Origin of the sequence: Pseudomonas sp. NY15435 (assembly GCF_048068295.1) — a bacterium.
Taxonomy (GTDB): Bacteria; Pseudomonadota; Gammaproteobacteria; order Pseudomonadales; family Pseudomonadaceae; genus Pseudomonas.
Map to the genome: position 1 here is coordinate 389,737 of NZ_JBLUQA010000003.1, position 24,071 is coordinate 413,807.

Consider the following 24,071-nt stretch of genomic DNA (forward strand, 5'->3'; position numbering starts at 1 on the left):
CTTCCGATGAGGGTCTGAACCGCTACACTGCCGGGGATAAACGCATCGGAGGAAGCGCGTGTTCAAGGATCTCGGCATCAAGGGACGGGTACTGCTGCTCACCCTGCTGCCCACCAGCCTGCTGGCGCTGGTGCTGGGCGGCTATTTCACCTGGGTGCAGCTGTCGGACATGCACGCCCAGTTGATCGAGCGCGGGCAACTGATCGCCGAACAACTCGCGCCGCTGTCCGCCCCGGCCATGGCCAACCACAACAACGAGCTGCTCGAGCGCATCGCCAACGAAGCGCTGGACCAACCCGACGTACGCGCCGTGACCTTCCTTGACCCGGACCGGGAAAAACTCGTCCACGCCGGCCCCAGCATCCTCACCCCCATGCCTTCGGGCGACGGTTCGCACCTGAGCATGGCGAGCAACCTGGATACCACCCACTTCCTCCTGCCGGTGCTGGGCAAGCACCGCAGCCTGTCCGGCGACCCGGACGATGACGCCGAGAAGCTGCTGGGCTGGGTCGAGCTGGAATTGTCGCACCACGGCACCCTGCTGCGCGGCTATCGCAGCCTGTTCACCAGCCTGTTGCTGATCGGCGCGGGGCTGGCCGTCACCGCCCTCCTCGCGCTGCGCATGAGCCGCGCGATCAATGCGCCCCTTGGGCAGATCGCCCAGGGCGTCGCCCAGCTCAAGGAAGGCCGCCTGGAAACTCGCCTGCCCGCCCTCGGCAGCCACGAACTGGATGAACTGGCCGGCGGTATCAACCGCATGGCCGAGGCGCTGCAAAGCGCCCAGGAAGAGATGCAGCACAACATCGACCAGGCCACCGACGACGTGCGGCAGAACCTGGAGACCATCGAGATCCAGAACATCGAGCTCGACCTCGCGCGCAAGGAGGCCCTGGAGGCGAGCCGGATCAAGTCCGAGTTCCTCGCCAACATGAGCCACGAGATCCGCACTCCGCTCAACGGCATCCTCGGCTTCACCAACCTGCTGCAGAAGAGCGAGATGACCAGCCGCCAGCAGGACTACCTGGGCACCATCCACAAGTCCGCCGAGAGCCTGCTGGGAATCATCAACGAGATTCTCGACTTCTCGAAGATCGAGGCCGGTAAACTGGTGCTGGAGAACATCCCGTTCAACCTGCGCGAACTGATCCAGGACACCCTGACCATCCTCGCCCCCGCCGCCCACGAAAAGCATCTGGAGCTGGTCAGCCTGATCTACCGCGACACCCCGCTGCAGCTGGTGGGCGACCCGCAGCGGCTGAAGCAGGTACTGACCAACCTGGTGAGCAACGCCATCAAGTTCACCCACGACGGCAGCATCGCCGTGCGCGCCATGCTCGAAGACGAGAGCGACGACCGCGCACAGCTGCGCATCAGCGTGCAGGACACCGGCGTGGGCCTGACCGACGCCGACCTGCGTGCGCTGTTCCAGGCGTTCAGCCAGGCCGACAACTCCCTCTCGCGCCAAGCCGGCGGCACCGGTCTCGGGCTGGTGATCTCCAAGCGCCTGATCGAACAGATGGGCGGCGAGATCGGCGTGGAAAGCAGCGCCGGAGACGGCTCGGAATTCTGGATCAGCCTCAACCTGCCCAAGGCCCGCGACGATGGCGACGACCTACCGCACGCCCTGGCCGGCGGCCTGCGTGTGGCGCTTTACGAACCCCACGAACTGACCCGCACTGCCCTGCACCACCAACTGGAAGACTGCGGCCTGGAAGTCACCGAATTCCCCGACCTCGCCGCCCTGGAGAAGGCCCTGTTGGCCGGGCCGTCCGACAAGGCGCCGATCACCCTGGCGCTGCTCGGCGTGACTGCCGCCGAACACCCGCCCGAGGCGCTGCGCCAGTCCATCCGCGAACTGGAGCAGCACGGCTGCAAGAGCCTGGTGCTCTGCCCGACCATCGAACAGGCGCACTACAACGACGTGCTGCCCGACGCCCAGGTGCAGAGCAAACCCGCCTGCACCCGCAAGCTGCAGCAGGCGATGAACGAACTGCTGCACCTGCGCCCGTTGCGCAAGGACAAGAACGTCAACGGCAAGCTCGAACGCACGCCACGCCTGCTCTGCGTCGACGACAACCCGGCCAACCTGCTGCTGGTGAAGACCCTGCTGACCGACATGGGCGCCGAGGTGATCGCCGTGGACAGCGGCCTGGCCGCCGTCGAAGCGGTGCAGCGCGAGCGTTTCGACCTGGTCTTCATGGACGTGCAGATGCCGATCATGGACGGCCGCCAGGCCACCGAGGCGATCCGCCAGTGGGAAGGCGACCGCGAGGTCAGCCCGGTGCCGATCATCGCCCTCACCGCCCATGCCCTGGCCAACGAGAAGCGCGCCCTGCTGCAGGGCGGCATGGACGACTACCTGACCAAACCCATCGACGAGCGCCAACTGGTCCAGGTAATCCTCAAGTGGACCGGCCTCGCACTGGGTGAGCCGCGCGACGAGCGTCCGCGCCAAGCAGAATCCTCCATCGACGGCCTCAGCGTGCTCGACCCGGAGGAAGGCCTGCGCCTGGCCGCCGGCAAGCCGGAGCTGGCCGCAGACATGCTCGGCATGCTGCTCGCCTCGCTCTCCGCGGACCGCCAAGTCATTCGCCAGGCCCGCGAGCGCAACGACCGCAACACCATGCTCGAACGTATCCACCGCCTGCACGGCGCCACCCGTTACTGTGGCGTGCCGATGCTGCGCGCCGCCTGCCAGCGCGCCGAAACGCTGCTCAAGCAGGGCGACCCGGACGCGGCCACCGCCCTGGACGAACTGGACAAGGCCATGGCCGAGCTGGCCCTGGCGACCGAGGGCCACCTGGAAGCCGAAGCCGGCCAGCCTCATTGAAGACGGACGACCCTGCGATGCGCATCATCCTGTTCAGCAATCAGACCTACGACCGTGACAGCTTCCTGGCCGCCAACCATGGACTCGGCTTCGAGCTGCATTTCCAGCAGGCGCAGCTGCGCGAGGACACCGTCGCCCTGGCCATGGGCTTCGAGGTGGTCTGCCCCTTCGTCAACGACGACCTGTCGCGTCCGGTGCTGGAGCACCTGGCAGCCGGCGGGACGAAACTGATTGCCCTGCGCTCGGCCGGCTACAACCATGTCGACCTGGCCGCCGCCCACGCGCTGGGGCTGGCCGTGGTGCGCGTACCGGCCTATTCGCCCCACGCCGTGGCCGAACATGGCGTGGGATTGGTCCTGGCGCTATGCCGGCACCTTCACCGTGCCTACAACCGCACCCGCGAAGGCGACTTCTCCCTGCATGGCCTGACTGGCTTCGACCTGCACGGACGTACCGTCGGGGTGATCGGCAGCGGCCAGATCGGCGAGGTCTTCGCCCGCATCATGAGCGGCTTCGGCTGCCACATCCTGGCCTACGACCCTTACCCCAACCGCGCCATCGAGGCTTTGGGCGGGCGTTTCGTCGAGCTGGACGAACTGCTCGCGCAGTCCGACATCATCAGCCTGCACTGCCCGCTCAACGAGGCCACGAAACACCTGATCAACGCCCAGAGCCTTGCGCGCATGAAGCGCGGCGCCATGCTGATCAACACCGGCCGCGGCGCGCTGGTGGATACCCCGGCGCTGATCGAGGCGCTGAAAAGCGGCCAATTGGGCTACCTGGGCCTGGACGTCTATGAAGAAGAAGCCGAGATATTCTTCGCCGACCGCTCCGACCAGCCGCTGCAGGACGACGTCCTGGCACGCCTGCTGACCTTCCCCAACGTGATCATCACCGCGCACCAGGCCTTCCTCACCCGCGAGGCGCTGGCCGGGATCGCCCAGACCACCCTGGCCAACATTGCCGCCTGGCGGGCCGGCAATCCGGTCAACCTGGTGAAAAACTGAGCAGAAGGCACTCGCATCCGCACGCCACGCGCCCTAGAATGCCGCGCTTTCCCGGAGGACCCATGGCTCAGCACGATTTCCGCTACACCCTGCTCAACCCGCAATTCACCCTCAACGAGTGCCGCGCACTGACTCCGGGCCGTTACCAGGTCACCGGCATCGGTGGCTCGATCAAGGCTGGCGACACCCTGCTGGTCAGCCTCAAGGGCAGCAAGAGCCTGAGCATGACCCTGGAAGTGGAAAAAGTCCGCCACCTGATCAACCCGCCGGGGCAGTGGATGGCCGTGGCCAAGGGCCCGGTTTTCCGGGAACTGGGCATCCATGAATGGAAGGTCAACTGCGACGGCTGCGAAGCTACACTGGACTTCGAATTCGCCGTCGATGCCACTCTCGGCAAGGCTGCCCAGCAGCCCGCCGCCGAGCTGCGCATCGCCGAACTCGGATGGACGAAGGTCGGCAACCGCCACCTCTGCCCGGACTGCCAGAGCAAGGAGACCGCATGAAAGCCCTGATCGCCAGCGCCTGCACCGCGCTGGCCGTGGCCGGCTGCGCAAGCAAGCCGGTTCCCGAAGCGGAGCAGGCCTACCGCGTGGAGTGGATCGGTGAACGCCCGCTGATCGACTACACCCACATCAGCCTGACCCTGGACGGCAACGGCCGCGCCTACGGCAGCGCCGGCTGCAACCACTGGTTCGCCAGCTACAAGCTCGAGGGCGAGCAGCTGACCTTCGGCCAGCCCGGCGCCACCCGCAAGCTGTGCGCCGACCTGGTGATGGAGCAGGAACAGCAGTTCCTCAAGATGCTCGGCGAAGTGCAACGCTGGGATATCACCGACGAAGGCGAGCTGCGCCTGTGGCCGGTCTCCGGCCGCGCCATGCGCATGTGGCCCGAAGGCTGAGGCTCTTGGGAGCTAGAAGAGACTGAGCTGTTCGTGGGCGCCGCGCAGATCGACCAGGCGCACGCCCACGCCAATCAGCCGCACCGCCTTGTTGCCGCGCTGGAAGGCCTGTCCCAGCAGCAACCGGTAGCTTTCCAGGTCTCGCGCCGCGCCTGCCTGCTCCAGGGTGGTCTGGGTGAAGTCGTGGAACTTCAGCTTGATGAACGGCTTGCCCGGCCGGTAGCTCGTGTCCAGGCGCGTCATGCGCCGCTCCAGTTCGCCCAGCAGTGACGGCAATTCCTCCTGGCACGCTGCCAGGTCCGGCAGGTCCTGATCGAAGGTGTTCTCCACGCTGATCGACTGACGACGGCTGTCCACCTGCACCGGCCGGTCATCGACGCCCCGCGACAAGCCCCAGAGCCGCTCGCCGAAACTGCCGAACTCCTTGGCCAGCTGGATCCGCGACCAATCGCGCAGGTCCGCGCAGGTGCGAATCCCCAGGCGCGCCAGCTTCTCGGCGGTAACCTTGCCCACGCCATGCAGCTTCTTCACCGGCAGTTCGGCGACAAAGCCGTCCACCTCATCGGGCGTGACCACGAACAGGCCATTGGGCTTGCGCCAGTCGCTGGCGATCTTGGCGATGAACTTGTTCGGCGCCACCCCGGCAGACACCGTGATGTGCAGGGTCTCCCAGACACGCTGGCGAATTTCCTGGGCGATACGCGTAGCGCTGCCGCCGCAGCGCTCGCTGTCACTGACATCGAGATAGGCCTCGTCCAGGGATAGCGGCTCGATCTGGTCGGTGTAGTCGCGGAAGATCGCGTGGATGTCCCGCGAGGTCTCGCGATAGACGTCCATGCGCGGACGCACGATGGTGAGGTCCGGGCAGAGTTTCACGGCAGTGCGCATGGCCATGGCCGAATGCAAGCCGTAGGCACGGGCTTCGTAGTTGCAGGTCGCGACCACGCCACGCTTGTCCGGCGAGCCCCCCACAGCCAGCGGTTTGCCCGCAAGGCTCGGGTCGTCGCGCATCTCGATGGCGGCGTAGAAGCAGTCGCAATCGATGTGGATGATCTTTCTCTGCCGAGTCACGAAGAAGGCGCCTGCATCACCATCGGAAGCCGCCTGGGCAGGCGGCGGAAATCCCGCCCATGGTAATGCAAAAAGCTGCAGCTTCGGTTATCCACAGCCAGGAAAATCCCCCGCGCCGCCACCTGCCCCGCCGCCCTTTCACTCAGCTAAATATCTGAAAGAAAATCACTTTTTCTCTTTTTTCATTGACACCAAAGCCCACCGGCGTAGAATGGCTGCCGCGGGATGGAGCAGTCTGGTAGCTCGTCGGGCTCATAACCCGAAGGTCGTAGGTTCAAATCCTGCTCCCGCAACCAGATACCGTGAAAAGGCCACTCTTCGGAGTGGCCTTTTTCGTTTGCGCGCGATTTAAATTATTGATCGAAGCAGAAATATCGATTGACAGAGGCTTTCATTTCCGTAGAATGGCCGGCGCGGGATGGAGCAGTCTGGTAGCTCGTCGGGCTCATAACCCGAAGGTCGTAGGTTCAAATCCTGCTCCCGCAACCAGACACAGAAAAAGGGTCACTCTTCGGAGTGGCCCTTTTTCGTTTGCGCGCATTTAAATCTTTGATCGAAAACGAAAATATCGTTTGACACCACGCCTCATATCCGTAGAATTGCCGCCGCGGGATGGAGCAGTCTGGTAGCTCGTCGGGCTCATAACCCGAAGGTCGTAGGTTCAAATCCTGCTCCCGCAACCAGACACCAAGAAGAAAGCCACTCTTAGGAGTGGCTTTTTTCGTTGTGCCGGAAAAATTGATCGCCCACGGGTGGCGTCTCACGGATCGGGAAAATACTCTTCCGGGGACTTGGGAATTCGCGTCAGTGCCCCTACTCTGTCGCGCTAAATCGATTGAGGTGCCCGATGAGCGCCAACCCCGCCACACCTGATACACCCGCTGCACCTGCCGCCGAAGACGTCGCGCCACGAGCGGCCTGGCTCGACTGGATCAACAGCAATCGCCAGGCACTCGGCCTGGGCGTAACCCTGGTGCTGTTCAGCCTGGCGCTGATCGCCTGCTATCACCTGCTGCGCGACATCGACGCCTATTCCCTGCACGACGCCCTGCTCGACGTGCCCAGCACCGCACTGTTCGGCGCCTTTGCCGCCACCGTGGTCGGCTTCATATTCCTGCTCGGCTACGAATGGTCGGCCAGCCGCTTCGCCGGCGTGAAGCTGCCCGTGCCGGCACTGCTGACCGGGGGCTTCTCGGCGTTCGCCATCGGCAATGCCGTGGGCCTGTCGATGCTCTCGGGCGGTTCGGTGCGCTATCGCCTGTATGCCCGCCAGGGCCTGGGCGCCGGCGACGTCGCGCTGATGACGCTGTTCGCCAGCCTCTCGCTGGGCTGCGCCCTGCCAGTGCTGGCCGCGCTCGCCGCGCTGAGCGATCTCTCCGACGCCTCCCTGGCCCTGCACCTGCCACAGTGGCTGGTCGCCGTGCTGGCGCTGGGCATCATCGGCTTCTGCCTGCTGCTGGTCGTGGCCATCGAACGCCGCCGCCTGCCGGAGCAGCCTTCGCCCGACAGCCACCTGGTCCGTTTCGGCCGCCGCACACTGCGCCTGCCGGGCCTGCGCCTGTCGCTGCTGCAACTGGTGATCACCGCACTGGACGTCGCCGCCGCCGCCACCGTGCTCTATCTGCTGCTGCCGGAGGCGCCGCCCTTCGGCGCCTTCCTGCTGGTGTACCTGATCGCCCTGGCCGCTGGCGTGCTCAGCCACGTACCGGGTGGCGTCGGCGTGTTCGAAGCGGTGTTGCTCGCGGCATTCGCCAACCAACTGGGCGCCGCCCCGCTGGCCGCCGCGCTGCTGCTGTACCGCCTGATCTATGTGGTGCTGCCACTGATTGCCGCCTGCCTGCTGCTGCTGTTCCTCGAGGCACGGCGCATCCTGGTGGCCAAGCAGGCGGTACGCATCACCTCAGGCTTCGCCGCGCAGATCCTTTCGCTGCTGGTATTCATCTCCGGCATCGTGCTGCTGTTCTCCGGCGCCACGCCCTCCATCGATACCCGCCTGGACGAAGTCGGCTTCCTCGTGCCGCACCGCCTGATCGATGCCTCGCATCTGGCCGCCAGTCTGATCGGCGTGCTCTGCCTGCTGCTCGCCTACGGGCTGCGTCGCCGCCTGTCTGCCGCCTGGGCACTGACGATCGGCCTGCTGATCGCCGGCGCGGCGCTGTCGCTGCTCAAGGGCTTCGACTGGGAGGAAGCGCTGATCCTCAGCTTCACCGCCGGCCTGCTGGTGATCTTCCGCAGCGCCTTCTACCGCCGCAGCCGCCTGATGGACCTGCCGTTCTCGCCGATCTACCTGGGCGCGGCGGCCTGCGTTATCGCCGCGTCGATCTGGCTGTTGCTGTTCGCCTACCAGGACGTGCCCTACAGTCACGAACTCTGGTGGCAGTTCGCCCTGGACGCCGATGCCCCCCGCGGCCTGCGTGCCGCCCTTGGCAGTTGCCTGCTGCTGGCCGCGCTGGCGCTGTACTGGCTGCTGCGCACCGCGCCGCCGGCGATCCACGCGCCCACTCGCGAGGAGCTGGATACTGCCGCCGGCATCCTGGCCAATTCCGCGCAACCCGACGGCGGCCTGGCCCTGTCCGGCGACAAGGCGCTGCTCTTCCATGAGGGCAACGACGCCTTCCTGATGTACGCCCGCCGTGGCCGCAGCCTGGTGGCGCTGTTCGATCCGGTTGGCCCGGCCCAGGCCCGCGCCGAACTGATCTGGCAATTCCGCGACCTGTGCGACCTGCACCACGCGCGCCCGGTGTTCTACCAGGTGCGCGCGGAGAACCTGCCGCTGTACATGGACATTGGTCTGACCGCGCTCAAGCTCGGCGAGGAGGCGCGCGTCGATCTGCGCCGCTTCGACCTGGAGAGCAAGGGCAAGGAGATGAAAGACCTGCGCTACACCTGGAACCGCGGCCAGCGCGACGGCCTGAGCCTGGAGTTCCATGACGCCGGCCACGCGCCGATGGATGAGCTGCGCGCGATCTCCGATGCCTGGCTGGGCGGCAAGAACGTCCGCGAGAAGGGCTTCTCCCTCGGCCGCTTCACCCCCGAATACCTGCATTATTTCCGCGTCGTCGTGGTCCGCTTCCAGGGCCGCGCCGTGGCCTTTGCCAACCTGCTGGAAACCTCCGGCAAGGAACTGGCGAGCATCGACCTGATGCGCGTGGCCCCCGACGCACCCAAGCTGACCATGGAGTTCCTCATGCTCGGCCTGATCCTGCATTACAAGGAGAGCGGGCACACCCGCTTCAGCCTCGGCATGGTGCCCCTGGCCGGCTTGCAGCCGCGCCGTGGCGCCCCGCTGACCCAACGTCTCGGCGCGCTGGTTTTTCGCCGGGGTGAGCAGTTCTACAATTTCCAGGGGCTGCGGCGCTTCAAGGACAAGTTCCAGCCCGACTGGGAACCCCGTTACCTGGCCGTGCCCGCCGGACTGGATCCGCTGGTGGCCCTGGCCGATACGGCCGCCCTCATCGCAGGCGGCCTGAGTGGATTGGTAAAACGCTGATATGTTGAAACGACGCTGGCGACACCTGCTCGCCCTCCTCCTGCTGATCATCATCGCCGTGGGTCTGCTGCTGTGGAGCCGCCCGGCTTCCCAGGCTTCCCTCGAACACCGCCAGCTCACCGACGGCAGCGCCGTCGCCCTGGCCATCCCCGGCAAGCAACCGAACGCCCGTGTACTGCTGGCCGTGCAGGCCGACCAGAAACTCGACGACGGCCAGTTGCTGGCCCTGGCTCACGACAGCGGGGCCCGCGTGGTGCAGTTCGTCTTCCCGGACAAGGACTGCGCCACCCAGCAGGCCCGTATCAAGGCTGCCAGCGAGCTGCTCGACGGCCAGCCGACCCTGGTCGCCGGCATTGGTCCTGGCAGCGCCTGGGCGTTCCGCTGGCTCGCCGGGCAGACCGACGACAAGGCCAAGGCCCTGTCGGTCGGGTTCTCCCTGGAGAAGCCCGACTGCGCCGCCACCCCGCTGCCGACGACTGCCGCCCACGGCCACTGGCTGGCCGCCTGGAATGACAACCCGGACGACGCCAGCGCGCGCTTTGCCCGCGGCCTGAAGAACGCCGAGACGGTGATCAGCGATTACGACACCCCGCTGCCCAAGGTCCTCGCCGATCAACTGCGCCAGCAGCTGCAAGGCGGCGGCGACAACGTGCCGGTGGTGGAAGTCCCGGCCGCCAAGCCCTCGGAAACCGTCACCCTGTTCTATTCGGGCGACGGCGGCTGGCGCGACCTCGACCGCGACGTCGCCGCGCAGATGGCTGAGCTGGGCTACCCGGTGGTGGGCGTGGATGCCCTGCGCTACTTCTGGGAGCACAAGACGCCGGAACAGAGCGCCGCCGATCTCGCCGTACTGATGCAGCACTACCGCGAGAAATGGGGCGCCAAGCACTTCGTGCTGGCCGGCTATTCCTTTGGCGCCGACGTGCTGCCGGCGATCTACAACCGCCTGCCGGCGGACGCCAAGAAGGACGTCAGCTCGGTAATCCTGCTGGCCTTCGCCCGCAGCGGCAGCTTCGAGATCGAGGTGCAGGGCTGGCTCGGCAAGGCCGGCCAGGAAGCCTCCACAGGCCCGGAAATGGCCCGTCTGCCCGGGCCCAAGGTGCTCTGCGTGTACGGCATCGAGGAGAAGGACGAGAGCGGCTGCACACAGCCCCAGGCCGTGGGTGAAAACCTGCAGCTGCCCGGCGGGCACCACTTCGACGAGGACTACCCGGCGCTGGCCAAGCGACTGGTGAACGCCATCCGCTCCCGCCAGTCAGCCGACGACGAAGGCTGACCGACGTCAAAAGGGCCGCACATTGCGGCCCTTTCACTTTGCCTTCACGGTTTTTCAGGCAGGGTTAAGGCTCTATGCTGAGACTGACAACCCCGTCGCCAGAACGGAGCGTCACGACTCCGAGCCAAACAAGGAACCGTCATGAGCCTGTCCAAGACCCCGTCCCGCTATGGCAGCCTGTCCATAGCCATGCACTGGATAATGCTGGTGCTGATCGCCGCCACGTACTTCTGCATGGAGTACCGCACCAACTTCCCCAAAGGCAGCGACACCCGCGCGCTGTTCTCCCAATGGCACTTCATGCTCGGCCTGAGCGTCTTCGTACTGGTCTGGCTGCGCATCATCGGCCGCTTCATCTACCCCACCCCGCCGATCGTCCCGGCACCACCGGTCTGGCAGATGGCGCTGGCCAAGCTTGCGCACCTGGCGCTCTACGGCCTGATGATCGGCCTGCCGCTGGCCGGCTGGATCATCCTCAGCGCCGCCGACAAGCCGGTGCCGTTCTGGGGCATGGAGCTGCCGCACCTGGTGGACAAGAACCCGGACCTGGCCAAGCAAGTGAAGTACTGGCACGAGACCATTGCCGTGCTCGGCTACTGGCTGATCGGCATCCACGCCCTGGCGGCGCTGTTCCACCACTACATCAGCCGCGACAACACCCTGGTGCGGATGCTGCCGGGCAAGGGTGAGGCGAAGCCGGAGTGACGGCCCGCGCAAGGCCCATGCTGCCAGCTCCCCGTAGGAGCGGACTCCGTCCGCGATCGGCTGGCCGCGCTTCCGGATTGGCCTGAGCGGCCGCAAAACGATCGCGGACAAAGTCCGCTCCTACACGGAATCCCCCTGCCGGTATGGCAGTGCGGTGCGGGCCTCTTCGGCGTAGGCCAGGATGCCCGCCCGCTCCCCCACCAGGAACTCCGCCACCGCGTCACGCAGCCCCGGATGCCCCAGGCGGTGCCAGGAGCGAGTGATCACCGGCTCGAAGCCACGGATAAGCTTGTGCTCGCCCTGCGCCCCGGCGTCGAAGCGTTTCAGGCCGTGGCTAATGGCAAAATCCAGGCCCTGGTAGAAACAGGTCTCGAAGTGCAGGCGGTCGAATTCCGCCAGGCAACCCCAGTAGCGGCCATACAGCGTGTCGCCGCCCAGCAGGCTGAAGGCCATGGCCACGGGCCGGCCATTCTGGTGAGCGAAAACCACGCGTATCGCCTCGGGCATACGCTCACCGATCAGGCTGAAGAATTCGCGACTCAGGTAAGGCGCCTGCCCGCGCACCTCATAGGTACTGCTGTAGCAGGCGTAGACGAAGTCCCAATGCGCCTCGGAGAGCTCGCGCCCTTCCATCCAGATGAAATCCAGCCCGAGCCCGGCGACCTGCTCGCGCTCCTTGCGCAACTGCTTGCGCTTACGCGAGCTGAGGGCGTCTAGGAAGTCCTGGAAGTCGCGATAGCCGCGGTTGCTCCAGTGGTACTGGCAGCCCAGGCGCTCCAGCCAACCATCGGCGTCACGCAGCAGCGCATCGGCGGCAGGATCGGTGAAGTTCACGTGCACACCGGAGCAATGCCCTTCGTCCACCTCCCCTGCCAGGGCGCCGACCAGGCTCAGCGCCGCTTCCGGCGTTCCCAGCAACCGCGCGCCGCCCACCGGCGTGAAGGGAATGCCCACCAGCAACTTGGGGTAGTAGGGAATACCAGCGCGCAGGCAGGCATCCGCCCAGCTCCAGTCGAATACGTACTCGCCGTAGGAATGGCTTTTCAGATAGGCCGGTGCGGCGGCGAGCAGGCGGCCATCATCGCCCAGCAGCACACGATGGGACGGCTTCCAGCCAGTACGCCCACCGACGCTGCTGCTCTCTTCCAGGGCGCAGAGAAAGGCGTGACGCAGGAACGGCTGATCGTCCGGCAACAGGGCGTCCCACTGGCGGGCGTCGACTTCGGCAAGGCGGGAAAGGGTCTGAATTGGCATGGCCGACAGTCTGGCGCGCCGCGCGGGTGTTGGGAAGATTCGCGCGGGAAATCTCCGGCGAAGCTGACATTCACGTTCGTCGGTATCCGGCGGAAAGGCCTGGTGGGGTGGTCTATGTTGGGGGCTGAGAAGGCTTGCCGGCGCATGACGCCAGCACCGTTCCGCTCGCCATCCGCCCGTTCCGGGCCCTTGGCGAACCGCCAGGAGGACGCCCCATGAGCCTGATGCAATGCGAGTACCGCAAGTACACCATCACTGCCGATGTCGTCGAACACCCCGGCATCCCCACTCCCTGGGCCGCCGGATGCCACATCACCGCACCGGACGGACAGACCACCAAGCGCAAGACACTGCCGGTTGAATTCGCCTTCATGTCGGACCTGCAGAAAGCCCAGCACGCTTCCATCGCCCACGGTAAATGGCTGGTGGACCAGAGCCTGGACCACGACCGCCACCTGTTCTGATCAGCCGTTCACGTAGCCCGGCTCTTCACTGACCGGTATCTGCGACAGGCGCACCTGAAGCGCCAGGAATTCATGCGCCGATGCCAGCCAGGTCTGCCCGCGAGCCCATTGCGCGCAGGCCTGGCGATCCAGCTTCAGTGCCTGCAGACAGGCGCTGCGCAGATCGGCGTCCATCACCCCGGTCACGCCCTGTTCCAGTACATCCAGCGGTCCCGCCACCGGGAACGCCGCCACTGGCGTGCCGCATGCCAGCGCCTCATACATCACCAGGCCAAGGGTGTCGGTCAGCGACGGGAACACCAGCACGCTGGCGCTACGGTAGGTATTGGCCAGTTCATCGCCATGGCGATAGCCGAGGAATTGCACCTGTGGATAAGACGCCTCCAACTCGGCGCGCTGCGGGCCGTCGCCCACCACGCGCTTGTGTCCCGGCAGGTCCAGGGCGAGAAAGGCCTCGAGGTTCTTCTCCCGCGCCAGGCGACCGACATAGAGGAATACGGGATCATCACTCGGCACGCCCTCCCCCGGCTGGAAGCACTGGATATCCACGCCCTTGCGCCACAGCACAAGGTGGTCGAAAGCGTGATCGGCGAAAGCGCCCCGCATGCGCTCGCTGCTCACCAGCACGGCTTGGCTCGGTGCGTGGAAACGCCGCAGGAAGGCATAGCCCCAGCCCAGCGGGAGCCAGGGCCAGCGGGTGTTCACATATTCGGGAAAGCGCGTGTGGATTGCGCTGGTGAACTTCAGCCCCCGGCGCATCAGCCAGCGCCGCGCGGCCCAGCCCAGCGGACCTTCGGTGGCGAGGTGGACGCAGTCGGGAGCGAAGTGGGTGATCTTCTCACCCAGCGTCCATAAGTCCCACGCCAGCGGGATCTCCGGATAGCTCGGGCACGGGCGGTGACGAAAATCCTGCGGGGTCATCAGGCCGACCACGTGACCCAGTGTTTCCAGTTCGGCCACCAGCGCCTTCAGGCTGGTGACCACGCCGTTGACCTGCGGCAGCCAGGCATCGGTGACGATCAGCAATCTCATGCCGCCGACTCGACCACCACTGGCTCTTCGGCGCGGGCCTGCTCCTCGGCCAGTCGGTAGAGCTGGATGCTGCCGTCCCAATGCTCGATCAGCGCCGAGCAGGATTCCACCCAGTCGCCGCAGTTGAGGTATTCCACCTCGCCGATCTGGCGGATTTCCGCATGGTGAATGTGCCCACAGACCACGCCGTTGAGGCCGCGCTTGTGCACCTCGTGGGCGATGGCTTCCTCGAAGTCGCTGATGAAGTTCACCGCTGTCTTCACCTTGTGCTTGAGGTACGCCGACAGCGACCAGTACCCGTAGCCATAGCGGCTGCGCCAGTGGTTGAGCCAGCGGTTCAGGGTCAGGGTGAATTCGTAGGCAGAGTCACCGAGGAAAGCCAGCCAGCGGTGGTAGCGGGTGATGACGTCGAACTGGTCGCCGTGGATCACCAGCAACTGTCGGCCGTCTGCGGTGGTGTGGACGATTTCGTCGACCAGACGGATGTTGCCCAGCAGCAGCGAGGAATAGCGGCGCAGGAACTCATCGTGGTTGCCGGTGACGTAGATCACCTCGGTGCCGCGCTTGCTCATCGTCAGCAGGCGGCGGATCACGTTGGTGTGCGCCTGCGGCCAGTAGATGCCGCCACGCAGCTTCCAGCCGTCAATGATGTCCCCCACCAGGTAGATGCGGTCGGCGTGGTAGCGCTTGAGGAAGCCGGCCAGGTGCTCGGCCTGGCAGTCGCGGGTACCGAGGTGGACGTCGGATATCCACAGGGTCCGTACCCGTTGTTTCTTCGTCGGCGTCATGCGTTGTGCGCTGCTCATCGTCGGCGACCTCCAGTGGGGTTTCTCCGAGTGTCGGCGCTCGCGGTGAAGTCCACATGACCGACTGGCGACAGTCCCGTTACAGCCCGCGGCGCGCTAGACTGGCAACCTGCCCGCCAGCTTGAAAGCCACCTTGCATGAGCCGGATTCTTTCCCTGCGCCATTACAGCCACGACCACCTCGCCCATAGCCACAGCCATGCGCAGCTGGTGCTGGGGCTGTCCGGCAGCCTGGATTTCGAAGTCGGTGGCCGCGGCAGCCTGGTGACCCGGCAGACGTTCGCCGTGGTCCCGCGCGAAGAACACCACGCCTGCGCCAGCCCCGACGGCAGCCGCTGCCTGGTCGTGGATCTGGAGGATGAAGAAGACCTGCTCGGCGGCCTGGGCCTGCATTCAGACGCCGGCCGCCGCCTGCTGGAAACCCCCGGCCAACGCCTGCTCAGCAATGACCAGGCGCAGTTGGTGCACTGGCTTGCCGGCAGCCCGCTGCACGACCCGGTGCTGGCCCGCCAGGGCGCGATCCTGCTGCTGGCCAGCCTCGCCGCCGGCCAACAGCGCATCGAGGAACCGGTGCAGCTGCCACTGGCCAGCCTCGACAGTTACATCGACCGCCACGCCGCGCACCCATTGCAGGTGGCCGACCTGGCTCGGCTCGCCGGGCTGTCCGCCGCACGCTTCCATGCCCGCTTCCTCGCCGAAACCGGGCAGACACCCATGGACTATGTACGCCAGCGCCGCCTGCAACTGGGCCGCGATCTGCTGCGCGGTTCGCATCAATCGGTCGGCGAAATCGCCGCACAGGTCGGTTACGCCTCACAGAGCGCCTTCACCGCCGCCCTCGTCCGCCAGTTCGGCACCACGCCACGGCAACTGCGCCAGCAGGCACGCGACAATTCCCGCTAGCCGCGCGACAGACAGCCGCGCGCCCAGGGCCTAGACTGCCGGCCATCGAACCGAGCAACCCCAACGGGAGCAGCAATGTCGGCAGACACCATCGAATGGAAGGATTTCGAACGCGTCGAACTGCGCGTGGGCACCATCGTCCAGGCCGAACCCAACGTGAAGGCGCGCAAGCCTGCCTACATCCTCCAGGTCGACCTCGGCCCGCTGGGCATCAAGACCTCCAGCGCGCAGATCACCGCCCACTATGAAGCCAACGAACTGATCGGCCGCCAGGTGCTGTGCGTGTGCAACTTCGAGCCCAAGTCCATCGCCGGCGTGCGCTCGGAAGTGCTGATCACTGGCGCCTACGACAGCGACGAGAAAGTGGTGCTGGCAGGCTTCGACAAACCGCTGCCCAATGGCGCGCGGCTGGCCTGACGTTCGTTTCACCGCGCGCCGGCTGATCCGGCGCGCCTTTCCACTTCCAGTCAAGGCCCCGCCAGCGCAGTCGGCGGGGGGTCCGGCATGAATCGCATTACCCAGCTCACTCCCCGCGGCGCTCTGATCGGCCTGCACATCGGCGCCCTGATGTTCGGGCTGTCAGGCATCTTCGGCAAACTCATCCTCGCCGGCCCGTTGATCATCGTCTTCGGCCGCGCACTGTTCGGCTCGCTGTCGCTGGCGGCGGTTTTCGCCGGACACCTGCGCCAACAGAAGCGACCCACGCTGAAGCAGGCCGCCATGCTGCTGGGCGGCGGCGTGCTGCTGTGTACGCATTGGCTGACCTTCTTCCTCGCGGTGAAGGTGGGCAACGTCGCCGTCGCCACCCTCGGCTTCGCCAGCTTCCCGGCCTTTACCGTGCTGCTGGAGGGACTGCTGTTCCGCGAACGCATCCGCAAAGGCGAGTACCTGGTGGTGGCGCTGGTGTGCATCGGCCTGGTGATGGTCACGCCGACCCTGGACCTGCGCGACGGAGCCACCGCCGGCCTGCTCTGGGGCACCCTCTCCGGACTGCTGTTCGCGCTGCTGTCGCTGGCCAACCGGGTGAGCGTGCGCGGCATCGACCCGATCCAGGCAGCGCTGTGCCAGAACCTGACGATCATCGCCTGCCTGCTGCCACTGGTGCTGTTCGACCTGCCCTCGGTCCGCGGCATGGACTGGCTCTGGCTGGTCGCGCTGGGCGTGCTCTGTACCGGTGTCGCCCACAGCCTGTTCGTCGCCAGCCTGCGGCTGATCAAGGCCCGTACGGCGGCGGTGATCTTCGCCCTGGAGCCTGTCTACGGCATCGCCTTCGCCTCCATGCTGTTCGGCGAAGAGCCGAGTGCACGGATGCTGGCAGGTGGCGCGCTGATTATCTTCGCGACCTTCCTCAGCGCACGCGGCTCGCATTAGCGACCTGTAGGAGCGAGCTTGCTCGCGAACAAGCCTTGCTCCGCTGCCAAGCGGTTCGCGAGCAAGCTCACTCCTACAAGAGCCTCAAGCAGTGCGTGAGACAAAAAGAAGGCCGCCCCGCAGCGTGCGTATCTCGAACCTTGCCCCGGGGAGGGAATGCCAAGGATTCATCGCACGACAGCCTGCGAGGCGGCCTGTTCGGTTTGGCGCCTGTGGATAAGACGCCGGGCAATCAGTTGATGCTGTAACCGCGCCCGCTCAGGCAGGCGCCCAGCGCGCGGCGGTAGGTGTCGGACTGACCGGGCGGCGGCGCCTGGGTGGCGACGGCCGGGTCGAAGCCGCTCTGGCCGACAGCCCAGGTGTGGCACTCATAGCGGTCGCGGCTTTGCTGCTCCGGCGACTGGCCGTTGGCGGGATAGGCGATCACCTCGTAGCTGGTGGTCGGCGCGGCCTGTACGGCTGGCGGTGTCTCCACCGCGACGTACTGGCGGCGGTCGGCGTTCCACAGGTAGTAAGTTCCGGCGGCGACGAAATAGAGCATGCTGCCGATCCAGACTTCCCGCGCGTAATCCGGCAGGCCATAGCCATGTCCGGGGCCCCAGCCATGGTACGGGCCAGGTCCCGGCCCGCCCGGGCCACCATGGGGTCCGGCCACCGCTGCAGCCGCCAGGCTCAGGGCCAGCAGCGTGGCGATGGATTGGTGCGCGATGCGCGGGGACAGCTTCATTTCACCTCCGGTCACGGGCGATCCACCGCCCGCCGTTCATGGTGAGCATTGTCTCGCGCCGCCCCTGCGCCGAGTGTCAGCACTGGGTAAAGACTGGGTAAAAAGCCCGATACACGCGGTGTCAGTCCTGTTGCAGGAGCCACCGGCAATAGCGCTGCACGCCCTCTTCCACGCCCATCATCGGCGCGCGGTAGCCCGCCTCGCGCAGGAAGGCGATGTCGGCGCAGGTGTAGCACTGGTACTTGCCGCGCAGTTCATCGGGGAACTCGGTGTACTCCAGCAATCCGGCGCGGATCGCCGCATCCAGGGTCATCGGTTGCAGGTCCTGCTGTTCGCGCAGGGTATTGATGACCGCCAGGGCCACGTCGTTGAACGGTTGGGCACGGCCGCTGCCGAGGTTGAAGATGCCACTGCGTTCGGGGTTGTCGAGGAAGTGCAGGTTGACCTTCGCCACGTCCTCCACCGAAACGAAATCGCGCAGGTGGCCGCCGGCCGGGTAGTCGCCGTACTCGCCGAACAGCTTCACCTTGCCGGTCTCACGGAATTGGTTGAAGCAGTGGAAGGCCACCGACGCCATGCGCCCCTTGTGCTGCTCGCGCGGGCCGTAGACGTTGAAGTAGCGGAAGCCGGCCACCTGGGTGCGCGCGGTAGGCAGCACCTTGCGCACGCGCTGGTCGAAGAGGAACTTCGAATAGCCGTAGACGTTCAGCGGCTTCTCGCAGGAACGCATCTCGCGAAACTCGTGGCCACCGCCGTACACCGCCGCCGACGAGGCGTAGAGGAATGGCACGCCCAGCGACAGGCTGGCGTCCAGCAGCTCGCAGCTGTAGCGGTAGTTGTTGTCCATCATGTAGCGCCCGTCGCGCTCCATGGTGCTGGAGCAGGCGCCCTGGTGCAGCAGTGCGCGCACCACGCCGAAGTCACCGCGGGCGTAGCGCTCGATGAAGTCGCGCTTGTCGAGGTAGTCGCTGATGTCGCAATCGGCGAGGTTGGCGAACTTGTCACCTTCAGTCAGATCGTCGACCGCGATGATGTCGGTCTCGCCGCGCTGGTTCAGCGCCTTGACGAGGTTGCTGCCGATGAAGCCGGCGGCGCCTGTGACGATGATGCTCATGAGGGCACCTCCTGTGGAGAATGGGTGCTCTCAGACTAAAAGTGGAACCGGCGTACCCCGTTGACATGAAGCAAGGAAGTTAGCCAGCTATCGAATGGTTCCGCCGGCCGGTACAGCGCCGATTCAGGAACGGTCGTTATGGCCCAGGTCGCGCTGCGGATCGATGCGGTCGCGTACTCGCTGCTTGAGCACCTTGGCCTCGGGGAAACCGCCGTCGGCCTTGCGCTCCCAGAGCTGCTCGCCATCGCAGGTAATGTGGAAGACCCCGCCGGTACCCGGCACCAGGCTGACCTTGCCCAGGTCATCGCCGAAGGTGCTCAGCAGTTCCTGGGCCAGCCAGGCGGCGCGCAGCAGCCACTGGCACTGGGTGCAATAGGTGATGACGATTTCGGCTTTGGCTTCGGACATGAATCAGACTCTGCAGTAGGACGCGAACCTATAATACCGCTCTGAAATACCCTACCGGACTCTTCTCTTCATGCGCCGACTGCTGTTCGCCCTTCTCCTGTTCCTTCCCCTCGGCGCCCTGGCGGCGAACCCTCCGCCGAAGATCGGCCTGGTTCTCTCCGGCGGAGCGGCGCGCGGCCTGGCACATATCGGCGTACTGAAGGCGCTGGACGAACAGGGCATCCACGTCGACGCCATCGCCGGCACCAGCATGGGCGCGGTGATTGGCGGCCTGTACGCGGCCGGCTACACGCCCAAGGAACTGGAGCAACTGGCCCTTGGGCTGGACTGGAAAGAAGCGCTGTCCGACTCGCCGCCGCGGGTCGACGTACCCTTCCGCCGCAAGCAGGACGACCGCGACTTTCTGGTAAAGCAGAAGCTCAGCTTCCGCGACGACGGCACCCTCGGCCTGCCGCTGGGCGCGATCCAGGGGCAGAACCTGTCGATGCTGCTGGAAAGCCTGCTGGTGCACACCAGCGACACCCGTAACTTCGACCAGTTGGCGATCCCGTTCCGCGCCGTGGCTACCGACATATCCACAGGCGAGAAAGTGGTGTTCAGCAAGGGCCACCTGCCCCAGGCGATCCGCGCCAGCATGTCGATCCCGGCGGTATTCGCGCCGGTGGACGTCAACGGCAAGCTGCTGGTGGACGGCGGCATGGTCGATAACATCCCGGTGGACGTGGCGCGGCAGATGGGCGTCGACGTGGTCATCGTGGTCGACATCGGCAACCCGCTGCTGGACCGCAAGCAGCTGACCACGGTGGTGGACATGCTCAACCAGTCCGTCACCCTGATGACCCGCAAGAACTCCGAGGCACAGCTGGCCACCCTGAAGTCCAGCGACATCCTCGTGCAGCCGCCGCTCAGCGGCTACAGCTCCACCGACTTCGGCCGCGTGCCGCAGCTGATCGACGCCGGCTACCGCGCCACCAGCATCCTCGCCCCCCGCCTGGCCGCCCTGCGCAAGCCGGCCGACGCCGAGGCCGTTGCGCTCAATGAAGCGCGCGAGCCCGGCGAGCGCCAGCCGGTAATCAACAGCATCGAGGTGGAGAACAATTCCAAGGTCAGCGACGACGTCATCCGCCACTACATCCGCCAGCCGCTGGGCGAGCACCTGGACCTGGAGCGCCTGCAGCGCGACATGAGCACCCTCTATGGCCTGGATTACTTCGACCAGGTGCAGTACCGCGTCGTGCACCGCAAGGAGGGCAACGCGCTGGTGATCCACGCCTACGGCAAGCGCGGCGGCACCGACTACCTGCGCCTGGGCCTGAGCCTCTCCGACGACCTGCGCGGCGACAGTACCTTCAACGTCGGCGGCAGCTATCGCATGAACGGCATCAATCGCCTCGGCGCGGAATGGCTGTCACGCGTGCAGATCGGCGACCAGCAGGAGCTCTACAGCGAGTTCTACCAGCCGCTGGACGTGGGCTCGCGCTACTTCGTCGCACCCTATGTATTCAACCAGGCGCAGAACGTCGAGGCCACCGACAACGACGACCCGATCGCCGAATACCGCCTGGAGCGCTACGGCTACGGGCTGAATCTCGGCCGGCAGATCGCCAACAACGGCGAGATTCGCCTCGGCGTCGCCCAGGCCTTCGGCAAGGCCGACGTGCGGGTCGGGGAACAGGACCTGCCGGACTTCCACTTCACCGAAGGCTATGCGCAGCTGCAGTACTCCTTCGACACCATGGACAACGTCGACTTCCCCCGCGAAGGCGAGAACATCCAGACCTCGTTCCGCGAACACACGCCATCCCTGGGCGACGACGACCGCTACCGGCAATGGGATTTTCGCCTGGACAAGGCGCTGAGCAGCGGCCCGAATACCTGGGTGCTGGGCGGCGGCTACGGACGCACCATCGACGATGCCGAGGTGGTGGTATCGAGCTTCCTGCTCGGCGGCGCGCGGCAGCTCTCCGGCTATCGCCAGGACGCACTGGCCGGGCAGAACTACAGCCTCGGCCGGGTCATCTACTACCGGCGCATGACCGAGCGCTCCTTCCTGCCGCTGAACTTCCCCTTCTACCTGGGCGGCAGCCTGGAGCGCGGACGGGTGTGGAACAACGACAACAGCTACGACACCGGCTACGTCAACGCCGGCAGCATCCTGATGGGCTTCGAGACGCCGCTGGGGCCGCTGTCCTTCAGCTACGGCCTGAACGATGCGAGCGAGCACGCGGTGTATATCAACCTGGGCCGCAATTTCTAAGGCCTCACGCAGAAGGTGCAGGAAACCTGTAGGAGCGAGCTTGCTCGCGAACGATCCCTCCGACAGCTCCGGCACTAGGCGGTTCGCGAGCAAGCTCGCTCCTACAATAGCCCTCGCAGCCCCATCCTCGGGAGGTGAGCAATATCGGCCTCTCGCCCATGAAAAAGCCCGGCATGTGCCGGGCTCTTTCATTCAGACAGCAGATCAGGCAATCAGCGCCAACAGCTCGCGCGCTTCGGCCTTGGCCTTGGAGTCACCGCTGGCGATCACCTGCTTGAGGATGCCGTAGGCTTCTTCCAGATTGCCCTGGTCGATGCAGCGACGGGCACGGTCGAGGCTGGCAAGCAGCTCGTCGTGCTCATGGCCGACATCATCCGGCAGGTCGAAGATCAGGTCCTCGTCCGCGCCCTGGACCTTGCTGCCATGGCCGAACATCTCGCCATGCTCACCCAGGTCCAGTTCGGTGATTTCCGGCAACTCATGCAGGTTGCTGCGGAAGTCCGACGGCACTTCCTGAGCAGCCTTGGGAGCCGGCTTGCCCTGCTTGGGCGAATCGAAGGGGTTGTCAAGCTTGTCCCAGTCCAGATCCAGCGACAGGTCACTGAGGTTCATGGCGAAGTCCGGCTGGTCCTGCGCAGCCCTGGGCTGCTCCAGGGGGGAGACAACCGGCTCGCCCAGCTCCAGGTCGTCCCAGTCGGTGAGCGTCTCGCCGGTAGGCGGCTGCAAGCTGTCTTCCGGGCGGATCAGCATCGCCGGATAGCGCGACTTGAGCTGATCGATCTGTTTCTGATCGCCGCCAACGGCCACCAGGGCGTGCTCTTCGTCGTGGAAACCGGCCACGTCGCCCAGTTCGGCGAGCACCAGCAGCAACTTCATGCGCAGCTCACGGCGATTCGGCTCGGCATTGACGGCCTTGCGCAGCATGTCTCGGGCCTGGGTGAAGCGGCCGTAGGCAATGTAGATATCCGCGCCTTCCAGGCTGTCCGAGCTTGCGGCTGGCAGACGGGCGACGCCGGGCTCCGGGGTGGCGACCACCACTGGATGCGGCACCGGGACCGGAGCCACCACCGCAGCAGCCAAGGGTTTGACTGCCGGAAGCGGTTTGACCGGCTCGGGGGCAGCCGCTCTCAGCGGCGGCATCTCGACCGGCTTTTCCTCGCGCTTGCGACGGGCGAACAGCAGGCCGACCAGTAAAGCGCCAAGGGCCCCTGCGCCCAGCCAGGGCCAGTAGTTGAAACCGGAGCCTTGCGCATCCTGCGCCGGGGTTGCCGGCTGGGCAACGCGCGGGGCTGGAGTGTCCTGCTGCGCCGGTACCGCGGGAGCAGCGGGCACGGCATTTGACGCAGTATTGGCGGTCGCGGCATCGGTGGCCGGAGCGCTGGCTGCCGCAGCATTGCCCGAGGCCTCGGCGCCCTGGCGGCGATCCAGCTCCGCCTGCAGCGACTGCACCTGCTGATCGCGGCTCTGTAGCGCCTGCTGGAGCGTCTGCAGCTGCTTCTGCAGGTCGTCCATGCGCTGGTTCATCTGGTCGCGCTGGGCATTGGCCACCAGCAGGTCGGCTTCGACCTTGGCGATATTGCTGTCACCGGCAGGCGCCACCGGTGCGGCGGCATTGCCTTGCGGTTGTGCACCGGCTGCGGCCGAGACAGGGGCCTGCGGTGCACCAGTGGGCTGTTCAGCGACCGAGGCAGGCGCGGTGGCTGCCGGCTGCGCTACCGATGCGACGTTGCCGGCGCCGACGTACTGCTGGCCCTGCGGCAGGGTCAGCGTCTGGCCGACCTTCAGCCGATGCGGGTCGCCATTGACGAAGGCCTGCGGGTTCAGCGCGACGATGCTGTCCATCAATTGCGCGCGCGAGGCACCGGCGCCACTCAGGTGCGACGTGATCTTCCACAGGGTGTCGTTGCGCACCGTGGTGTAGCGACCATCACCCGCCGGCAGGGGCGGTTGCGCCGGTGCGCGGCGCACGGGCTCGGAACGGTAGCTGTCCGGCTGGTAGCCGGAAGACCGCGCCGGCGCCCTGTCGCTCGCGCCGACATTGGCGGCCACGCTGCGGTTGGCGCTGTTGTACTCCGGCGGATCGATCAGCAGGGTGTACTCGCGCAGCATGCGGCCGTTGGGGCGCTCCACGGCGATCAGGAAATTCAGGTAGGGCTCGTGGACCGGCTGCGTGGACACCACCTTGATGTAGCCACGCCCGTTGCGGATCACCGGGGTGAAACGCAGGTTCTGCAGGAACACGAAACGGTCGACACCGGCGTTCTCGTAGTCGGTGGGACTCGCAAGCTTGGCGATCAGCTCGTCGGACGTCATGTCGCCAGTCTCGAGCAGGGCAATCTCGGCATCCAGCGGCTGGTTCAGCCCTGAATGCAACGTGATATCCCCAAGACCGAGGGCATTCGCGTGAGCGGAGACAAAAACCGAAAGTGCGGCAAGCGTCAGCGGAATTTTATTTATTC

At 66.0% G+C, this 24,071-nt stretch carries 20 protein-coding genes and 3 tRNA genes; 15 read left to right on the forward strand and 8 right to left on the reverse strand.

From position 1 onward, the window contains the following. Positions 1 to 58 precede the first annotated feature (58 nt). The 4 genes from ACNFH5_RS09020 to ACNFH5_RS09035 all read left to right on the forward strand — a co-directional run bounded on the left by ACNFH5_RS09020 (position 59) and on the right by ACNFH5_RS09035 (position 4,735). A complete protein-coding gene (locus ACNFH5_RS09020) occupies positions 59 to 2,830 on the forward strand; it encodes a response regulator (protein ID WP_416745268.1) in 2,772 nt (923 codons plus the stop codon). Between the two features lie 17 nt (positions 2,831 to 2,847). After that, positions 2,848 to 3,837, forward strand: coding sequence for a 2-hydroxyacid dehydrogenase (locus ACNFH5_RS09025; RefSeq protein WP_416745269.1), 990 nt, complete (start codon positions 2,848 to 2,850; stop codon positions 3,835 to 3,837). Positions 3,838 to 3,899: 62 nt separating this feature from the next. Next, positions 3,900 to 4,340 (forward strand): hypothetical protein, encoded by a 441-nt coding sequence (locus ACNFH5_RS09030; protein WP_416745270.1) that lies wholly within the window; start codon positions 3,900 to 3,902, stop codon positions 4,338 to 4,340. Beyond that, positions 4,337 to 4,735 carry an META domain-containing protein gene (locus tag ACNFH5_RS09035; RefSeq protein WP_416745271.1) on the forward strand — a complete coding sequence of 133 codons (399 nt, stop codon included), beginning with the start codon at positions 4,337 to 4,339 and terminating at the stop codon, positions 4,733 to 4,735. The genes ACNFH5_RS09030 and ACNFH5_RS09035 overlap by 4 nt, the downstream gene beginning before the upstream one ends. Before the next feature lie 12 nt (positions 4,736 to 4,747). Here the strand turns inward: ACNFH5_RS09035 and dinB are convergent, their stop codons facing one another. After that, complete coding sequence (dinB, locus tag ACNFH5_RS09040) at positions 4,748 to 5,746, reverse strand: DNA polymerase IV (protein ID WP_416745651.1); 999 nt, start codon at positions 5,744 to 5,746, stop codon at positions 4,748 to 4,750. A gap of 279 nt (positions 5,747 to 6,025) precedes the next feature. Here dinB and ACNFH5_RS09045 point away from each other — a divergent pair. From ACNFH5_RS09045 to ACNFH5_RS09070, 6 genes are all read left to right on the forward strand, one after another. Then, positions 6,026 to 6,102: transfer RNA gene (locus ACNFH5_RS09045), tRNA-Met, on the forward strand. 116 nt (positions 6,103 to 6,218) lie between these two features. Then, positions 6,219 to 6,295, forward strand: a tRNA-Met gene (locus ACNFH5_RS09050). Positions 6,296 to 6,412: 117 nt separating this feature from the next. Beyond that, positions 6,413 to 6,489: transfer RNA gene (locus tag ACNFH5_RS09055), tRNA-Met, on the forward strand. A 164-nt stretch (positions 6,490 to 6,653) separates the two neighbouring features. Then, positions 6,654 to 9,296, forward strand: coding sequence for a bifunctional lysylphosphatidylglycerol flippase/synthetase MprF (gene mprF / locus ACNFH5_RS09060; RefSeq protein WP_416745272.1), 2,643 nt, complete (start codon positions 6,654 to 6,656; stop codon positions 9,294 to 9,296). A gap of 1 nt (position 9,297) precedes the next feature. Further along, on the forward strand, positions 9,298 to 10,572 hold the full coding sequence (locus ACNFH5_RS09065; protein WP_416745273.1) for a virulence factor family protein: 1,275 nt from the start codon (positions 9,298 to 9,300) through the stop codon (positions 10,570 to 10,572). A gap of 141 nt (positions 10,573 to 10,713) precedes the next feature. Beyond that, positions 10,714 to 11,277 (forward strand): cytochrome b, encoded by a 564-nt coding sequence (locus tag ACNFH5_RS09070; protein WP_416745274.1) that lies wholly within the window; start codon positions 10,714 to 10,716, stop codon positions 11,275 to 11,277. Between the two features lie 120 nt (positions 11,278 to 11,397). On the opposite strand, the gene ACNFH5_RS09075 is transcribed toward ACNFH5_RS09070, so the two are convergent. Beyond that, positions 11,398 to 12,531 (reverse strand): GNAT family N-acetyltransferase, encoded by a 1,134-nt coding sequence (locus ACNFH5_RS09075; RefSeq protein WP_416745275.1) that lies wholly within the window; start codon positions 12,529 to 12,531, stop codon positions 11,398 to 11,400. Positions 12,532 to 12,746: 215 nt separating this feature from the next. Between ACNFH5_RS09075 and ACNFH5_RS09080 the strand changes: the two genes are divergently transcribed. Then, complete coding sequence (locus ACNFH5_RS09080; RefSeq protein ID WP_416745276.1) at positions 12,747 to 12,995, forward strand: hypothetical protein; 249 nt, start codon at positions 12,747 to 12,749, stop codon at positions 12,993 to 12,995. Here the strand turns inward: ACNFH5_RS09080 and ACNFH5_RS09085 are convergent, their stop codons facing one another. Both ACNFH5_RS09085 and ACNFH5_RS09090 read right to left on the reverse strand, forming a co-directional pair. Then, entirely contained in the window at positions 12,996 to 14,027 is a 1,032-nt protein-coding gene (locus tag ACNFH5_RS09085; protein ID WP_416745277.1) for a glycosyltransferase family 4 protein, read from the reverse strand. Further along, positions 14,024 to 14,833 carry a UDP-2,3-diacylglucosamine diphosphatase gene (locus ACNFH5_RS09090; RefSeq protein WP_138520370.1) on the reverse strand — a complete coding sequence of 270 codons (810 nt, stop codon included), beginning with the start codon at positions 14,831 to 14,833 and terminating at the stop codon, positions 14,024 to 14,026. Before ACNFH5_RS09090 ends, ACNFH5_RS09085 begins: the two co-directional genes overlap by 4 nt. A 137-nt stretch (positions 14,834 to 14,970) precedes the next feature. Between ACNFH5_RS09090 and ACNFH5_RS09095 the strand changes: the two genes are divergently transcribed. From ACNFH5_RS09095 to ACNFH5_RS09105, 3 genes are all read left to right on the forward strand, one after another. Then, positions 14,971 to 15,735, forward strand: a complete 765-nt coding sequence (locus ACNFH5_RS09095; RefSeq protein ID WP_416745278.1) for an AraC family transcriptional regulator — start codon at positions 14,971 to 14,973, stop codon at positions 15,733 to 15,735. A gap of 75 nt (positions 15,736 to 15,810) precedes the next feature. Continuing rightward, on the forward strand, positions 15,811 to 16,152 hold the full coding sequence (locus ACNFH5_RS09100; RefSeq protein ID WP_416745279.1) for a tRNA-binding protein: 342 nt from the start codon (positions 15,811 to 15,813) through the stop codon (positions 16,150 to 16,152). A gap of 87 nt (positions 16,153 to 16,239) precedes the next feature. Then, positions 16,240 to 17,106, forward strand: a complete 867-nt coding sequence (locus ACNFH5_RS09105; RefSeq protein WP_416745280.1) for a DMT family transporter — start codon at positions 16,240 to 16,242, stop codon at positions 17,104 to 17,106. Between the two features lie 232 nt (positions 17,107 to 17,338). Here ACNFH5_RS09105 and ACNFH5_RS09110 read toward each other — a convergent pair whose 3' ends face one another. The 3 genes from ACNFH5_RS09110 to ACNFH5_RS09120 all read right to left on the reverse strand — a co-directional run bounded on the left by ACNFH5_RS09110 (position 17,339) and on the right by ACNFH5_RS09120 (position 19,355). Next, positions 17,339 to 17,833, reverse strand: a complete 495-nt coding sequence (locus ACNFH5_RS09110; RefSeq protein ID WP_416745281.1) for a hypothetical protein — start codon at positions 17,831 to 17,833, stop codon at positions 17,339 to 17,341. A 121-nt stretch (positions 17,834 to 17,954) separates the two neighbouring features. After that, positions 17,955 to 18,947, reverse strand: a complete 993-nt coding sequence (gene rfaD / locus ACNFH5_RS09115; protein WP_416745282.1) for an ADP-glyceromanno-heptose 6-epimerase — start codon at positions 18,945 to 18,947, stop codon at positions 17,955 to 17,957. A gap of 123 nt (positions 18,948 to 19,070) precedes the next feature. Beyond that, complete coding sequence (locus tag ACNFH5_RS09120; protein ID WP_416745283.1) at positions 19,071 to 19,355, reverse strand: SelT/SelW/SelH family protein; 285 nt, start codon at positions 19,353 to 19,355, stop codon at positions 19,071 to 19,073. 70 nt (positions 19,356 to 19,425) lie between these two features. Between ACNFH5_RS09120 and ACNFH5_RS09125 the strand changes: the two genes are divergently transcribed. Then, positions 19,426 to 21,612: a patatin-like phospholipase family protein gene (locus ACNFH5_RS09125; RefSeq protein ID WP_416745284.1), complete on the forward strand. Its 2,187-nt coding sequence runs from the start codon at positions 19,426 to 19,428 to the stop codon at positions 21,610 to 21,612. Between the two features lie 204 nt (positions 21,613 to 21,816). On the opposite strand, the gene ACNFH5_RS09130 is transcribed toward ACNFH5_RS09125, so the two are convergent. After that, positions 21,817 to 23,985, reverse strand: a complete 2,169-nt coding sequence (locus ACNFH5_RS09130) for a FimV/HubP family polar landmark protein (protein ID WP_416745285.1) — start codon at positions 23,983 to 23,985, stop codon at positions 21,817 to 21,819. Positions 23,986 to 24,071: the final 86 nt, after the last annotated feature.

Bases quoted from the DNA above. Each gene is read 5' to 3' on its own strand.
- ACNFH5_RS09025 (WP_416745269.1), top strand. From the start codon at position 2,848: ATGCGCATCATCCTGTTCAGCAATCAGACCTACGACCGTGACAGCTTC.
- ACNFH5_RS09030 (WP_416745270.1), top strand. From the start codon at position 3,900: ATGGCTCAGCACGATTTCCGCTACACCCTGCTCAACCCGCAATTCACC.
- ACNFH5_RS09035 (WP_416745271.1), top strand. From the start codon at position 4,337: ATGAAAGCCCTGATCGCCAGCGCCTGCACCGCGCTGGCCGTGGCCGGC.
- dinB (WP_416745651.1), bottom strand. From the start codon at position 5,746: ATGCGCGACGACCCGAGCCTTGCGGGCAAACCGCTGGCTGTGGGGGGC.
- mprF (WP_416745272.1), top strand. From the start codon at position 6,654: ATGAGCGCCAACCCCGCCACACCTGATACACCCGCTGCACCTGCCGCC.
- ACNFH5_RS09065 (WP_416745273.1), top strand. From the start codon at position 9,298: ATGTTGAAACGACGCTGGCGACACCTGCTCGCCCTCCTCCTGCTGATC.
- ACNFH5_RS09070 (WP_416745274.1), top strand. From the start codon at position 10,714: ATGAGCCTGTCCAAGACCCCGTCCCGCTATGGCAGCCTGTCCATAGCC.
- ACNFH5_RS09075 (WP_416745275.1), bottom strand. From the start codon at position 12,531: ATGCCAATTCAGACCCTTTCCCGCCTTGCCGAAGTCGACGCCCGCCAG.
- ACNFH5_RS09080 (WP_416745276.1), top strand. From the start codon at position 12,747: ATGAGCCTGATGCAATGCGAGTACCGCAAGTACACCATCACTGCCGAT.
- ACNFH5_RS09085 (WP_416745277.1), bottom strand. From the start codon at position 14,027: ATGAGATTGCTGATCGTCACCGATGCCTGGCTGCCGCAGGTCAACGGC.
- ACNFH5_RS09090 (WP_138520370.1), bottom strand. From the start codon at position 14,833: ATGAGCAGCGCACAACGCATGACGCCGACGAAGAAACAACGGGTACGG.
- ACNFH5_RS09095 (WP_416745278.1), top strand. From the start codon at position 14,971: ATGAGCCGGATTCTTTCCCTGCGCCATTACAGCCACGACCACCTCGCC.
- ACNFH5_RS09100 (WP_416745279.1), top strand. From the start codon at position 15,811: ATGTCGGCAGACACCATCGAATGGAAGGATTTCGAACGCGTCGAACTG.
- ACNFH5_RS09105 (WP_416745280.1), top strand. From the start codon at position 16,240: ATGAATCGCATTACCCAGCTCACTCCCCGCGGCGCTCTGATCGGCCTG.
- ACNFH5_RS09110 (WP_416745281.1), bottom strand. From the start codon at position 17,833: ATGAAGCTGTCCCCGCGCATCGCGCACCAATCCATCGCCACGCTGCTG.
- rfaD (WP_416745282.1), bottom strand. From the start codon at position 18,947: ATGAGCATCATCGTCACAGGCGCCGCCGGCTTCATCGGCAGCAACCTC.
- ACNFH5_RS09120 (WP_416745283.1), bottom strand. From the start codon at position 19,355: ATGTCCGAAGCCAAAGCCGAAATCGTCATCACCTATTGCACCCAGTGC.
- ACNFH5_RS09125 (WP_416745284.1), top strand. From the start codon at position 19,426: ATGCGCCGACTGCTGTTCGCCCTTCTCCTGTTCCTTCCCCTCGGCGCC.